Origin of the sequence: Streptomyces sp. AA1529, from assembly GCF_000280905.1 — a bacterium.
Taxonomy (GTDB): Bacteria; Actinomycetota; Actinomycetes; order Streptomycetales; family Streptomycetaceae; genus Streptomyces.
On record NZ_ALAP01000092.1, the window covers coordinates 182,059 to 196,189 of the forward strand.

13 protein-coding genes are annotated in these 14,131 nt (G+C 71.3%); 7 read left to right on the forward strand and 6 right to left on the reverse strand.

The features are described from left to right. Positions 1–88 precede the first annotated feature (88 nt). Together A949_RS0126660 and A949_RS0126665 are read left to right on the forward strand one after the other, a co-directional pair. Positions 89–3,061: a DEAD/DEAH box helicase gene (locus A949_RS0126660; protein ID WP_051019653.1), complete on the forward strand. Its 2,973-nt coding sequence runs from the start codon at positions 89–91 to the stop codon at positions 3,059–3,061. Between the two features lie 53 nt (positions 3,062–3,114). After that, positions 3,115–4,437 carry an SWIM zinc finger family protein gene (locus A949_RS0126665; protein WP_026005064.1) on the forward strand — a complete coding sequence of 441 codons (1,323 nt, stop codon included), beginning with the start codon at positions 3,115–3,117 and terminating at the stop codon, positions 4,435–4,437. 57 nt (positions 4,438–4,494) lie between these two features. Here the strand turns inward: A949_RS0126665 and A949_RS0126670 are convergent, their stop codons facing one another. The 5 genes from A949_RS0126670 to A949_RS0126690 all read right to left on the reverse strand — a co-directional run bounded on the left by A949_RS0126670 (position 4,495) and on the right by A949_RS0126690 (position 8,353). Continuing rightward, the gene (locus tag A949_RS0126670) at positions 4,495–5,295 is read right to left on the reverse strand and encodes an SGNH/GDSL hydrolase family protein (RefSeq protein WP_019359110.1); all 801 of its coding nucleotides are present in this window, start codon (positions 5,293–5,295) and stop codon (positions 4,495–4,497) included. A 182-nt stretch (positions 5,296–5,477) separates the two neighbouring features. Further along, a complete protein-coding gene (locus tag A949_RS0126675) occupies positions 5,478–6,050 on the reverse strand; it encodes a hypothetical protein (protein WP_237735917.1) in 573 nt (190 codons plus the stop codon). A 323-nt stretch (positions 6,051–6,373) separates the two neighbouring features. Further along, a complete protein-coding gene (locus A949_RS0126680) occupies positions 6,374–7,183 on the reverse strand; it encodes an SAM-dependent methyltransferase (RefSeq protein ID WP_026005065.1) in 810 nt (269 codons plus the stop codon). A gap of 57 nt (positions 7,184–7,240) precedes the next feature. Beyond that, a complete protein-coding gene (locus A949_RS0126685) occupies positions 7,241–7,477 on the reverse strand; it encodes a DUF397 domain-containing protein (RefSeq protein ID WP_026005066.1) in 237 nt (78 codons plus the stop codon). Positions 7,478–7,480: 3 nt separating this feature from the next. Continuing rightward, complete coding sequence (locus A949_RS0126690; protein ID WP_019359114.1) at positions 7,481–8,353, reverse strand: helix-turn-helix domain-containing protein; 873 nt, start codon at positions 8,351–8,353, stop codon at positions 7,481–7,483. A 221-nt stretch (positions 8,354–8,574) separates the two neighbouring features. On the opposite strand from A949_RS0126690, the gene A949_RS34685 reads away from it, so the two are divergent. The 5 genes from A949_RS34685 to A949_RS0126715 all read left to right on the forward strand — a co-directional run bounded on the left by A949_RS34685 (position 8,575) and on the right by A949_RS0126715 (position 12,778). Then, positions 8,575–8,988, forward strand: coding sequence for an ATP-binding protein (locus A949_RS34685; protein WP_037707841.1), 414 nt, complete (start codon positions 8,575–8,577; stop codon positions 8,986–8,988). A gap of 122 nt (positions 8,989–9,110) precedes the next feature. Continuing rightward, positions 9,111–9,929: a basic amino acid ABC transporter substrate-binding protein gene (locus tag A949_RS0126700; protein WP_432069284.1), complete on the forward strand. Its 819-nt coding sequence runs from the start codon at positions 9,111–9,113 to the stop codon at positions 9,927–9,929. Beyond that, complete coding sequence (locus A949_RS0126705; protein WP_037707764.1) at positions 9,902–10,705, forward strand: amino acid ABC transporter permease; 804 nt, start codon at positions 9,902–9,904, stop codon at positions 10,703–10,705. The genes A949_RS0126700 and A949_RS0126705 overlap by 28 nt, the downstream gene beginning before the upstream one ends. A gap of 40 nt (positions 10,706–10,745) precedes the next feature. After that, entirely contained in the window at positions 10,746–11,594 is an 849-nt protein-coding gene (locus tag A949_RS34690; RefSeq protein ID WP_051019654.1) for an amino acid ABC transporter ATP-binding protein, read from the forward strand. Between the two features lie 140 nt (positions 11,595–11,734). Then, positions 11,735–12,778 carry a sigma-70 family RNA polymerase sigma factor gene (locus tag A949_RS0126715; protein ID WP_019359119.1) on the forward strand — a complete coding sequence of 348 codons (1,044 nt, stop codon included), beginning with the start codon at positions 11,735–11,737 and terminating at the stop codon, positions 12,776–12,778. A 158-nt stretch (positions 12,779–12,936) separates the two neighbouring features. On the opposite strand, the gene xylA is transcribed toward A949_RS0126715, so the two are convergent. Next, positions 12,937–14,103: a xylose isomerase gene (xylA, locus tag A949_RS0126720; protein ID WP_019359120.1), complete on the reverse strand. Its 1,167-nt coding sequence runs from the start codon at positions 14,101–14,103 to the stop codon at positions 12,937–12,939. Between the last annotated feature and the right edge of the window lie 28 nt (positions 14,104–14,131).

Genomic DNA, 14,131 nt, shown 5'->3' on the forward strand with positions numbered 1-14,131 from the left:
CGTGCTGTACTCTCGGCCGCCCCGCTCACTAATCAAATTTGAGGAATGCATCAGCACTGTGGCAGCGACCCTGGCAAACACCCCCCGGATGTCCCAGCTCAGCGACTGCGTGGCCGTCTTCCTGCCCGCCGACCCGCCACGCCGGTCCCGTGTCGCCTTCCGGCTCCCCGAAGGTGCCGTGCAACAATCCGCCGCGCCCGATGCGGCGCCGTACCGCACCCGCGGAGCCGACTGCGGTCCTGATGCCGATCTTCTCGAAGTGACAGTTGCCGTTCCGGTCGACGGCAGCGCGGAGACCCGTACGGTGCCGACTCTCACGCTTCCTGCGGCGGCGGCCCTGCCCGTACTCATCGGAGCCCGTGCCGCGCACCAGGAGGAGGGGGCGGGGCCGACCACAGCATTCTGGGGCGCCGCCGCGCTGTTCGCCCTCCGGCTGACCGCCGAGGGGCGACTGCGGCCTCGAGTGACGCCGGCCGGCTACGACGCCTGGGGCCTGGGCCCGCTCACCGGTGCGGACCGCACGGCGCTGGAGGAGCTGGCCGCCGCGATGCCTCCGGAGGCCCACGCCGTGCCGCTGCCCGGAGGCGGCCCGCTGCGCGTTCCGGAGCCCGGTCCACTGCTGTCGGCCTTCCTGGACGCGGTCGCGGACGGCCTGCCACGCACTCCTGCCGCAGCGGAGGCGGCAGGAGCTGCCGCGTTCGCGGGTGACGAGCCCGTCGCGGTGCCTCGGCTGCGTCAGTGGGCCGCGGAGGTGGCCGCCGGCGTCGACGGAGGGCTGGGCCTGTCGCTGCGGATCGAGATCGAGAGTCCGCATGCGGCCGGCGAGGAGGCAGCACGGAACGGAGCGCGCCCCGAGGAGCAGGGCGGCCCCGTCTTCCGGGGAGTGCTGCAACTGCACGCGCCTGCCGACCCTGCGCTGGTCGCCGACGCCGCAGCGGTGTGGGCGGGCACCGCGCCCCTGACGAAACGATTCGGCCCGCAGGCGCGCACGGACGCGCTCCTCGCGCTGCGGCGCGCGGCTGCCGCCTGGGAACCCCTCGCCCCGCTGCTGTCGGCTGCGGTGCCCGACTCGCTCGAACTCGCCGAGGAGGAGGTGGCCGAGCTGCTGGGCACCTCGGTTCCGCGTGCCCTGGCCGCCGTCGGCTTCCAGGTGCACTGGCCCCGGGAGTTCGCCCGGTCGCTCACCTCCCGCGCCGTGATCGGCCCGGACGGCGGAACCGGTCCCTCCGGCGCCGACGGACAGGATCCGCGACGCCGGGGGCTGCCTGCACGGCTGGATCCCGGCACGCTGCTGCGCTTCGACTGGCGCTTCGCCATCGGCGACCAGGAGGTGACCCGCGCCGAACTCGACCGGCTGGCCGAGGCGGGACGCCCGTTGGTGCGCCTGCGCGACCGGTGGGTGCTCGTCTCGCCGCAGGAGATCGCAGCCGCGCGGCAGCGCGAGGACCGCAGGGTGGGCACACTGGAGGCACTCGACGCCGTACTCACCGGAGCAGCAGGCACCGGAGCGGCCGGCCGGGAGGCGGCACGCGTCGAGATCGAGGCCACCGGATGGCTGGAGACGCTGCGGGAGCGGCTGTCGGATCCGGAGCGGCGCGAGGAGCCTCCGCTGCCCGCACCCGCGGAGCTGAGGGCGACGCTGCGCGACTACCAGTCGCGCGGACTGGACTGGCTGCACCGGATGACCTCGCTCGGCCTCGGCGGCTGCCTCGCCGACGACATGGGGCTGGGCAAGACGCTCACCCTGATCGCCCTCCACCTGCGCCGGCAGCACGTCGAGGGCTGCGGCGGGCCGACCCTGGTGGTGTGCCCCGCGTCCCTGGTGGGCAACTGGCAGCGGGAGATCGAGCGTTTCGCGCCGGACACCCCGGTTCGCCGCCACCACGGCCCGAACCGCTCGCTGGAGGGGCTGCGCGAGGGTGAGTTCGTACTGACGACCTACGGCACGATGCGACTGGACTCCGATCGCCTGGTCCCCGGCGACGGCGAGCCCTGGGGCATGGTCGTCGCGGACGAGGCCCAGCACGTCAAGAATCCGTTCGCCGCGACGGCCAAGGCGCTTCGCACCATCCCGGCACGGGCGCGGGTGGCGCTGACGGGAACACCGGTGGAGAACAACCTCTCCGAGCTGTGGGCGGTGCTGGACTGGACCACTCCGGGGCTCCTGGGCCGCCTCGGTACGTTCCGCAGACGCTACGCGGACGCGGCCGAGGGCGGCGACCCGGTGGCCGCGGAGCGGCTGGCACGGCTCGTGCGGCCGTTCCTGCTGCGGCGGCGCAAGACGGATCCGGGCGTCGCCCCCGAGCTCCCGCCGAAGACCGAGACCGACCGGGCGGTCGCCCTGACGCCCGAACAGGCGGGGCTGTACGAGGCCGTGGTGCGCGAGAGCCTGGAAGCGCTGGAGGGGACCGAGGGGTTCGAACGGCGCGGCCTGGTGGTCGCACTGCTCACCTCACTCAAGCAGATCTGCAACCACCCCGCGCAGTACCTCGGGGAACACCGCGGCCGGCTGTCCGGTCGCTCGGGAAAACTGGAACTGCTGGACGAACTGCTCGACGTCCTGCTGGCGGAGGGAGCCTCCATTCTCGTCTTCACCCAGTACGTGCAGATGGCCCGGCTGCTCGAACGCCATCTCGCCTCCCGGCGCGTACCCACCCAGTGCCTGCACGGGGGTACCCCGCTGCCCCGGCGCGACGAGATGGTGCGCCGCTTCCAGGAGGGGGCCGCACCGGTGTTCCTGCTCTCCCTCAAGGCCGCCGGGACCGGTCTGAACCTCACACGGGCGAGCCATGTCATCCACTACGACCGCTGGTGGAACCCGGCGGTCGAGGCCCAGGCCACCGACCGGGCCCACCGCATCGGCCAGACCCGGCCCGTTCAGGTGCACCGGCTGGTCACGGAGGGAACCGTCGAGGACCGGATCGCCGACATGCTGCGGCGCAAGCAGGCACTGGCCGACTCGGTGCTCGGCACCGGCGGGGAGCCGGCGCTGGCCGGACTCACGGATTCCGAACTGGCCGAGCTCGTCGAGCTCGTCGAGCTGCGAAAGGTGGAGCGTTGAGCGGCGGAGACGCGCAGGAGCACGTCATGGCGGAGGCGGGGAGCGGAACGCACATGAGCACTGCGGCACATGCGGAAGGCGCTGAGGGGCGCGAACGCGTCTTCGCGCCCCTGCCTCCCGCGCACGGGCGGTCCTTCGCCCGCACCTGGTGGGGCCGGACCTGGCTCAAAGCCCTCGAGGACACCGCACTGGACGGTGCGCAGCTCAAGCTGGGCCGCGCGTTCGCGCGGCGGGGCGCGGTGGGGGCCGTCGCCGTCCGCCCCGGCCGCATCACCGCGCTGGTCCTCGGCACCGACCGGACACCGTGCCGCGCCGATGTGCTGCTGCGCCGACTGACCGCGGACGAATGGGACCGGCTGCTGGACGTGGTCGTCGCGCAGTCGGGCCATATCGCCGCACTGCTGGACCGGGACATGCCGCCCCGGCTGGTGGAGGACGCGGCCGATGCCGGACTGGATCTCCTGCCCGGCATCGGCGACCTGGAACCCGAGTGCGCGTGCGGCGGATGGGACCACTGTGCACACACGGCCGCGCTCAGCTACCAGACCGCGCGGCTGCTGGACGAGGACCCGCTCGCTCTGCTGCTGATGCGCGGGCGGGGAGAGCGGGAGCTGCTGGAGACGCTGCAGGTGCGCAGCGCGGCACAAGCCGCCAAGCAGGACGGCAGACCGCCCGGGGCAGCCACGCACGAGGAGGACGGGCCGGAGGGGGTTGATGCCACGGAGGCGTTCGCCCTCGGCATGCTGCTGCCCCCGCTGCCCGAACCGCCCGTGCCGGTGAGCGGAACCGCGGGGGCCGTTGCGCTGGACGGTGCCGCCGATGTGCCCGGACTGGACGTCGGGGCGCTCTCCTTCCTGGCCGCGGATGCCGCCGCGACAGCGCGCCGCATGCTGGCCGCGGCCGTCTCCCCGCAGGCGGCCGGCCAGCCGGGGCAGGAGTCGCTCACGGCTCAGGAGGACGCCGTGCGACTCGCCGCCGCGAGTCCCGGACCGGCCGTCACGGCCCGGCTGGCCACCTTCTGCGGCTGCTCGGAGGCCGAACTCGGGATCGCCGTACGCGCCTGGGGATTCGGCGGCGCGGAGGCGCTGGCGGTCCTGGCGGACCGGCCGGCATCAGCTGCGGCTCTTCGGCAGGCGCGGGACGAACTCGACCTCGCCTGGGACGGGATGGAGACCCGGCCGGTGCTGCAGGGCCAGGGCCCGCGCTGGACGGTGCCGGGAGGCGAGGCCCAGCTGCGCTACGGACCGGACGGCCGCTGGTGGCCCTTCCGCATCCGGGGGCGGGTGTGGTGGCCGGTGGGCGGGCCGGAGCGGGACCCGGCGGCCGCGCTCGCGACCGCGCTGGCCGGCGCGGAGGAGTCGCCGCCCGGGCGCTGAACACGGGCGTGCCGCCGCCCCGGGACACGGGCGGCGGCACGGACCGAAGGTGTTCTGTCAGGCGAGGCCCTCCAGAACGGGGAGGTAGCCACCGGACTGCCCGGCGGCGGTGGGGTGGTAGGACTCGTCGATCGGGAAGGTGACGCTGTGCAGCCACTCGTCGTCCGAGCAGATCTCGTGGCCCGAGAAGGTGGGACGGACGTCGCCGAAGCTGAAACCGTGGTCGGCGGCGCGCTTGGCGGTGACCTCGTCCAGGGCGTCGGACGCGGAGTTGATGGCTGCGCGGGACTTCTCGCTGATGCCCACGATGCAGCCGCCGTCGAGCTGGTAGATGTGGGGATAGCCCAGTACGACGACCTTCGCGGCGGGGGCGCGCTGGGCGATGGCGTCGTAGACGCCGTCGAGCTTGCCCGGCAGGGTGTTCTCGACGTAGTCGCGGGCCTCCTGGACGCGCGCCAGACAGGCGCTCTCGCCCTGGGTGACGCAGGTCGTCATGGTGTCGGCGAACCCGGCGTCGTTCCCGCCGATACTGATGCTCACCAGGCCCGTGGAGGAGCTGAGGGGGCCGAGCTGACCGGCGAGCACATCGTCGGTCCGCGCGCCGGAGCAGGCGGTGAAATCGAAGGACGAGGGGGAGTTGGCGGCGTTCCAGAGATTGGGGTAGGCGTGTGCGCTTCGCTTGCAGTCGCCTCCCGAGTAGTCCCCGGCGCCCACTCCGGAGGAGTAGGAGTCGCCGAGGGCCACATAACCGGTCGCGGCCGCCTCTTCGGCGGAGGCGGACGCGGCACCGGTGAGGGAGGAGAGTCCGAGGAGGACGGCGACGGCCGCAGCCGTGGATGTCCATCTGCGCAGCTTCATGGAGCCTCTCAGGGATAGGCACGGTAGGAACTGCTGTCACTTCGGTCGCGGCTGGACTTACCCCGCGATCGATGCGTCCATGCCAACTTTGGAAGCTCAACTACGCGCGCAGACCGTCGCGTTGAAGCGACAGGGGAGCGTACTCCCGGCCGATCACACCGGCCGGGCCCCACCGGGAAGGTTCACACCAGGGGTTTCGAGAGCTGCTTCCCCTTGCCGGCCGTCAGACTGCAGGTGACATAACTCAGGGCCGTTCCCGCGTTCTTCGCCTTGGGGTAGGTGATGAGTGTTCCGCCCACCGTGCCGCGCGGCTGCTTCGCGGCCTTGTTCCGCAGCAGGGTGCGGCACATCGAGTCCGCCTTGCTGCGGACCGCGTCGTTGGTGCTGTAGTCCCCGGTGAGCTTCTTGCGGCTGACCACCTCCGCGTCATGGGACTCGTCGCACTCGCGGTCGATGATCGCGCCCTCACTCTCGTCGGACTGGTCGAAGCAGTCGCCGACGCGGAGCAGGAACGACGGGAGCGGCACATCGCTGGGGCTCTCGTCGGGGTCCTCGGAAGGGGCGTCCGGAGTCGGATAGTCGGTCGCCTCCTCGTCGGAGGGCTCGTCCGTCGGCGTCGGACTCGGCTCGGGGGAGGACGAGGACGAGGGGGCAGCCGCACCCCCGGCGGAGTCCTCGGAGCCGGAGTCGCCCCGCGTCAGGTACACGACCGACGCGGTGATCAGGGCGAGCGCGACGACGGCCGCCGCGACCACCGCCGCCACCACCTTCCCGGTGTTGCGACCGGGCGGCGGTGGAGGCGGCCATCCGCCACCCGGCATTGCGCCGAAACCACCGGAATCGGGAGGCCCGAAACCTCCTCCCGGAGGCTGCGCCGGGGGCGGCGGACTGCCTGGAGGCGGATGATTCGGCGGCGGTGGCATCGTCATGGACACCACTGTGTCATGTCGCACTCACTGTCGGCATCGAGGTTCCGGCGGAGGCACCGGCTCCGGCACGGCACGCGCTCCCCCGGTCCGCGGCGGCGGAAGGCGGGGCCGCGACGGGTCCGTCGCGGCCCCGGAGACCGGGCCGTTGGTCACTTGGCCCCGACGCCGCCGTATCCCATGTGACGCCGGAGGTCGGCGCCACGCGGCACGGGCCCGTCCGGCCGCCACAGCGGGAGCTGGACCAGACCCGGCTCCAGAAGCTCGAACCCCTCGAAGAAGGCCGAGATCTCCTCCCCGGTCCGCCACTGGGCGCTGGAGGTGGACTCCTCGTTGTAGACCTTCGTCACCTTCCCGAAGCCGTCGCTCTGGTTGAAGTCCGCCGTACCGTGGCTGAGGATCAGCCGGCTTCCGGCGGGCAGCCGCTCGGTCAGGGACCGCACGATGCCCACCGCGTCCTCGGCGTCGGTCACGAAGTGCAGTACGGCGAGCAGCACCAGTGCGACCGGCTCGTCGAAGTCGATGAGGTCCTGGGTGACCGGGTGGTCCAGGATCGCGGCCGGATCGCGGATGTCGGCCAGGACGAACCCGGCGTTGCCGGAATTGGTCAGCTTCGCTCCGGCGTAGGCCGCGACGATGGGGTCGTTGTCCACGTAGGCGACCCGCACCTCGGGATCCACCCGGCGGGCGACGTCATGGGTGTTGGGTGAGGTGGGGATACCGGTGCCGATATCGATGATCTGGCGGACACCGCTGTCGACCACTGTCCGCACGGCCCGGTGCATGAAGTCCCGGTTGCTGCGGGCCGTGACCCCCACGTCCGGCAGAGCCGTGAGAATGCGGTCCGCCGCGTCCCGGTCGGCCTCGTAGTTGTCCTTGCCCCCGAGGTAGTAGTCGTACATCCGGGCCGGGTGCGGCCTGGTGGTGTCTATCTGATCCGGGCTGAATCCAGCCTCCGACACGTGCTTCTCCCACTCGTCCGTCGATCCGGACCGGGCTTTCGCGGTCCGGTGGTGTGCTCAGCCGACCAGGAAGTCGGCTTCCCCCGCCTTGGCCGCCTCGATGAATCCCGAGATGTCACTCCGGCTGCAGATGAGCGCCGGGCCGTCGGGATCGGTGGACTGGCGCAGCGCGACCCGGCCGTCGGCCAGCTTGAGCGCCTCCACGCAACTGCCGCCGTTGCCACCGCTCCAGGGCTTGCGCCAGCCCTCGTCGCCCAGATGTGCGGCGGGCATCCCGTTGTAGATTCGACCCATGGTTCAGATCTCCTTGCGCAGTGCACTCAGGACCGCCCGGGTCCGCACCAGCGGCACGGCCTGGGCGCTCATCCGGTCCAGCGCCTCGAGGAACACGCTGACGTCGTCGCGCTGGTCGAAGTAGACCGCGCCCACGAGACTCTCGGAGCAGACCATGTCGGGCAGCTCGTCGAGAGGGAACCGGAAGAGGTGGAAGGGGCCGTACATGGCCGGATGCGGCCCCGCGCTGAACGGCATGATCTGCAGCGCCACGTTCGGCCGCTCGATGGCCTGGATGAGGTGGTCGATCTGCTCGCGCATCACATCGGGCGAGCCGAGCGGGCGCCGCAGGACCGTCTCGTCGATGACGGCCCACAGCAGCGGCGGGTTCGTCTCCTGGGTGAGCACGGTCTGCCGTTCCATGCGCAGCGCGACGCCCCGTTTGATCTCCGCCTCCGGTGCGTGCGGCATACCCGCTCGCAGGACGGCCCTGGCGTAGCTCTCCGTCTGCAGCAGTCCGGGGACGTAGTGCGGCTCGTAGGCGCGGATGACCTCGGACTCGCTCTCCAGGCTCACGAACACGCTGAACCACTCGGGCAGCACGTCGCGGTACCGGTGCCACCAGCCGGGCTGGTTGGCCTCCCGGGCGAGCGAGACGAAGCCGTCGATCTCCTCCGGGTCGCTCACCCCGTAGGTGCGCAGCAGCTTCTCCACATAGGGGACCTTGAGGCCGACCTCCGCCTTCTCCATCCGGCGGATGGTGGCGTGCGTGACGTCGAGCGATCTGGCCGCCTGTTCGAAGGTCACTCCCGCCCGCTCACGCAGGTGCTGCAGTCTCTTCCCGAGCACCACCCGCAGCACGGTGGGCGCCGCACCGCCCGTCCGTGAGTCCGCCACAGCCGCTCCCCTCCAACTGACATCGGTAGAGGGAAGTTTGGCATGTGCCAGCTCGCCAGCACACCCTGTCAAACACAATTCTGCAATTCACAGACTGATCCTTGCCTAACGCGAGTGACGAACCGCATAGTGGACCTGTGGCTGCCCCCCATGACGCCCTGCCTTTAGAACACCGGCCAGACGGCGCGCCGACGACCCGTCCGCTGCGCGACGCCTTCCACCTGCCGGCCCGCGACACCTCCGTGGCCCTGGCACGCGCACGCGTGCTGGAGAGACTCCGCGAGTGGTATGTCGACGACGAGTCCAACGCCGACGCGCAACTGCTCATGTCCGAGCTGTTCACCAACGCCGTCCGCCACACGGACAGCGAGAAGGTGAGCTGCGAACTGTGGGTCATCGGAGTGCGGCTCCGCCTCGAAGTGGCGGACGAAGGCGGCGGCCGGTCGGTCATGCGCGTCGAGGACGCGGACCGCGGCCGGACCGGCGACGACGAGCGCGAGAACGGAAGGGGCCTGCTGCTGGTGAGCGTGCTCGCCGACGACTGGGGCATACGCAGGGCCCGCACGAGCGGCTCCGGGACGACGACGGGGCACGCGGTGTGGGCCGAACTGGAATGCAACCGCACGCACGGCTGACACTCCGCTCGCGATCGACGGCGGACGCAGAGCTGACAGCGCCCCGCACCGGTGGCAGGATGCACGGCACTTACCGGCCATGATCGGGCTCCTTTGCCGACCTGTCCCCCTGTGGAGGCGCTGTGTCCGCACGATCCGCGCGTAAGCGACAGTACGGGATATCCCTGACCGCAGTGCTGACGGCCGCCCTGCTGACGGCCGTCACGGCCTGTTCCAGCACCAAGACCTCCGGCAGGAGCGGCGACGAGGTCCAGCTGGTGGCCTCGGGCAAGCTCACCGTCTGCACCCATCTGCCCTACGAGCCCTTCCAGTTCAAACAGGGCAAGAAGATCGTCGGCTTCGATGTCGACCTGGTCGACCTGGTCGCGGAAGACCTCGGCGTCGAGCAGAAGATCGTGGACACCCCGTTCGAGGGGATCCAGTCGGGCGAGGACCTCAACGCGAGCAAGTGCGATCTCGCTGCCGCGGGCATGACCATCACTCCGGTCCGCGAGAAGAACCTCGACTTCTCCGCTCCCTACTTCGAGGCCACCCAGGCGCTGCTGACCGGGAAGGGCGGGAAGTACGACTCCCTGGAGGACCTCAAGGGCCGGAAGCTGGGGGTCCAGCAGTCCACCACGGGCGAGGAGTACGCCAAGAAGCACGCCGACGGCGTCACCGTGCGCCACTACGAGGATCTCGCCCTGCTGCTCAGTGCCGTCAAGACCGGTCAGGTCGACGCGGGGATCAACGACAACGGCGTGCTCTACGACTACGCGAAGAAGAACCCGGACACCGAGGTCACCACCGAGTTCGACACCGGTGAGCAGTACGGCATCGGTGTGCGCACCGGGAACGACGCACTGCGCGAGCAGATCGACAGGACCCTCGAGAAGGCCAAGGCCGACAAGCGGTACGACAAGCTCTACAAGAAATGGTTCGGCACGGAGCCGAAGAAGTGAGCCGCCGCAACCGCACCCGCGCCATCCGAACCGCCCAGTACGGCGTTCTGCTGGCCGTCGTGCTGGCCCTGGCCCTCGCCGCGGACTGGGGCGAGCTGCGCCGCGCCTTCTTCGACGTCGAGGTCGCGAGGAAGCAGTTCCCGGACGTGGTGACCACCGCCTTGGTCAACACGGTGATCTACACGGTGCTCGGCTTCACCTTCGGGCTGGCGCTGGGGCTGCTGCTGGCCCTGATGCGGCTGTCGCAGGTACCGCCCTACCGCTGGCTGGCCGTCGCCTACATCGAGTTCTTCCGCGGCGTACCGGCGCTGCTGGTGTTCATCGCGCTCGGCTTCGGCGTACCGCTGGCGTTCCAGGTCTCCATCAACCAGTACGTGACGGTGATGCTGGCGCTGGGACTGGTCGGCGCCGCCTACATGGCCGAGACGATCCGCGCCGGTATCCAGGCGGTCCCCCGGGGCCAGACGGAGGCGGCCCGGTCCCTGGGGATGTCGCCGACGTGGGCGATGGTCTCGATCGTCATCCCGCAGGCGTTCCGGATCGTGCTGCCGCCGCTCGCAAACGAGCTGATCCTGCTCACCAAGGACTCCTCACTGGTGTATCTGCTCGGGCTCTCGATGGACCAGTACGAGTTGGCGAAGTTCGGCAGGGACGCGCTCAACCAGCACCGCAGCCTGACCCCGATTCTGATCGCGGGACTGTTCTATCTGGCCATCACGCTGCCCCTGGGCCACCTGGTGCGGCGCCTCGAGGCCCGTACGGCGAAGGCGAGGTGACACCGGGGTGAGTGAGAACACGGGAGCGCCGGCGGCGGACATGCCCGCCATCGAGGTGCGGGGGCTGCGCAAATCCTTCGGCGAGCTGGAGGTACTGCGCGGGATCGAGGTCACGGTGCGGCGCGGTGAGGTGGTCTGCGTCATCGGCCCCTCCGGATCGGGCAAATCCACACTGCTGCGCTGTGTGAACCTGCTGGAGGAACCCACCTCCGGCACGGTGCGGGTGGCCGGCACCGAGGTGACCGACCCGGAGGTGGACATCGACCGGGTCCGGCGCCGCATCGGCATGGTCTTCCAGTCGTTCAACCTGTTTCCCCACCTGACGGCTCTGGGCAACCTGACCATCGCGCAGCGCCGCGTGCTGGGACGCGGCAGGGCGGAGGCGGAGGAGGTGGCACGGCGCAATCTGCGCCGTGTGGGACTCACGGACAAGGAGTCCGGCTACCCCGCCCAGCTCTCCGGAGGGCAGCAGCAGCGGGTGGCCATCGCCCGCGCACTGTCCATGGGCCCCGAGCTGATGCTGTTCGACGAACCGACCTCGGCACTCGACCCGGAGCTGGTCGGCGATGTCCTGGCGGTGATGCGCGGACTGGCCGACGAGGGGATGACCATGCTGGTGGTCACCCACGAGATGAGCTTCGCCCGGGAGGTGGCCGACCGGGTGGTCTTCATGGACGACGGACTGATCGTCGAGGAGGGACCGCCGGAGCAGGTCGTGGGCGCCCCGCGGCAGGCACGTACCCGCGCCTTCCTCGCCCGGGTGCTGGACCCTGCTGCCGCCGGAGTGCTGGAGGGCGGCGCGGCACGGCCGGAACCACCGCAGCCGGAACCACCGGCCGCGCCGCCCGGACAGGTCCCGGAGGAGGTGCGCAAGCGGCCGCTCCGATAGCGGAGGCCGCCGTGCGGAAGGACGCCGTCCGCCCTCAGGGGGCGCCGGCCTGTCAGACCTGTGCTCTACATTTCCTCTCATCGAGGACGAGTGTCCGCCGGCGCCGACGGGCGCCCGGTGGAGAACGAAAGGCCAGGACCATGGCAGACAGCCCCCGCTCGGCGGACGCTCCCGTCACCGAACCCCCGGCCGGCCCGGAAGAGCTGCTGGAACAGGCGAAGCCCTACCGCAAGGAGCTGCTGGCGCACTGCTACCGCATGATGGGCTCGGTGCACGACGCCGAGGACCTGGTCCAGGACACCTATCTGCGCGCCTGGAAGGCCGGGGACCGGTTCGAGGGCAGATCCTCGCTGCGCACCTGGCTCTACCGGATCGCCACCAACGCGTGTCTGACCGCGATCGAACAGCGCGGCCGCCGGCCGATGCCCTCCGGTCTCGGCGCGCCCAGCGACGATCCGGAGCGCCCGGTGGTCGAGGCCCCGGAGGTGCCGTGGCTGGAGCCGATCCCGGATGCCATGTTCGCGGGCTCCTCCGGGCCCACGGACCCGGCCTCGGTGGTGGTGGGCCGCTCCTCGATGCGGCTGGCGCTGGTGGCGGCCCTGCAGCACCTGCCGACCCGGCAGCGGGTCGTCCTGCTGCTGCGGGACGTGCTCAAGTGGCGCGCCGCCGAGGTCGCCGAACTGCTCGGGACGACGACGGCGAGCGTGAACAGCGCCCTGCAGCGGGCCCGTGCCCAGCTCGAGCAGGTCGCCCCCGTGGAGGAGGAGCTGACCGAGCCGGCCGACCCGGCGGCACGAGAGCTGCTGGACCGGTACGCGGCGGCGTTCGAGTGTTCCGACGTGACGGCCATCGTGGACCTGTTCAAGGAGGACGCCGTCTGGGAGATGCCCCCCTTCCCGGAGTGGTTCCGCGGCCGGGAGAACATCGTGCGGCTCATCGGGGCCCAGTGCCCCATCGGCCGGGACGAGGGCCTCATGCTGCCGACCTGGGCCAACGGCCAGCCCGCCTTCGGGCTCTACAGCCTGCGGGGGGACGGTGTGCACCGGCCGTTCCAACTCCAGGTGCTCACGCTGCGGGACGGACAGATCGCGCATGTGGGTGCGTTCTTCGGCGAGGAGCTGTTCGCCACGTTCGGCCTCCCCGCCGAGGTGGACGCGCAAGGAGCGGCGGCGCTGCGGCGCTGAACCGGCTGCGGCGCACGACACCCCGCCGCGACGGCGCGCGGTACCGCCCGGTAGCGGGCGGGCGCGCCGTGCGGTGAGGGCCGCGCGCCGCAGCCGGGGGCCGCGCCGCCACGCCCCGGGCAGCGGGGACGTTCGGGAGCGCCCGGCCCTCCGGCGGCTCAGACGCCCAGCAGGTGGTCCATCGCCAATTGGTCCAGGTGTTCGAAGGCCATGCCCCGCTCCGCTGCCGCGGCGGGATCGAAGTCCTCGAAGGCGGCACGGTCGGCCAGCAACGCACCCGGCGTCTCCTGCGGGCCGAGCGTCGGGCGGGAGAGCTCGTCCACCCTCGCGGCCCGCAGCGCCTCCTGGACGGCGGGATCCGCGCGGAACGCGGCGGCACGCTCCCGCAGGATGAGGTAGTTGCGCATGCAGCCCGCCGCCGAGGCCCACACCCCGGCGGCGTCCTCGGTGCGGGGAGGCTTGAAGTCGAAGTGTCGCGGGCCCGCGTAGCCGCTGTGCTCCAGCAGGTCGACCAGCCAGAACGCGGCTCGCAGGTCCCCGGCGCCGAACCTGAGGTCCTGGTCGTACTTGGCACCGGACTGACCGTTGAGGTCCAGGTGGAAGAGCTTGCCGGCCCAGATGGCCTGCGCGATGGCGTGCGGGTAGTTCAGCCCGGCCATCTGCTCGTGTCCGACCTCCGGGTTGACACCGAAGAGTTCGGAGCGCTCCAGCTGCCCGATGAAGGCGAGGGCGTGTCCGACCGTCGGCAGCAGGAGGTCGCCGCGCGGCTCGTTGGGCTTCGGCTCCAGGGCGAAGCGCAGTGCGTAGCCCTGTTCGGTGACGTACTCGGCCAGCAGGTCGAAGGCTTCCTTCAGCCGGTCCAGGGCGGCCCGGACGTCTTTGGCCGCACCGGATTCGGCGCCCTCCCGGCCGCCCCAGGCGACGTAGGTGTCCGCCCCCAGTTCGGCGGCCAGGTCGATGTTGCGCATCGTCTTGCGCAGGGCGAAGCGCCGGATGTCGCGGTCGTTGGCGGTGAAGGCGCCGTCTTTGAAGACGGGGTGGGTGAACAGGTTCGTCGTGGCCATCGGCACCGCCATGCCGGTCGCCTCCAGTGCCTTCCGGAACCGTGCGACGTGCGCCTCGCGTTCCCCGTCCGGGGCGCCGAAGGGGATGAGGTCGTCGTCGTGGAAGGTGACTCCGTAGGCGCCCAGTCCGGCGAGCCGGTGCACCGACTCGACCGGGTCGAGGGGCTCCCTCGTCGCGTCACCGAACGGGTCCCGGCCCTGCCAGCCCACCGTCCACAGGCCGAAGCTGAACTTGTCCGCCGGTACGGGTTCGTAGCTCATGCTGTCGTTCCTCTCCCACGCATCGTCG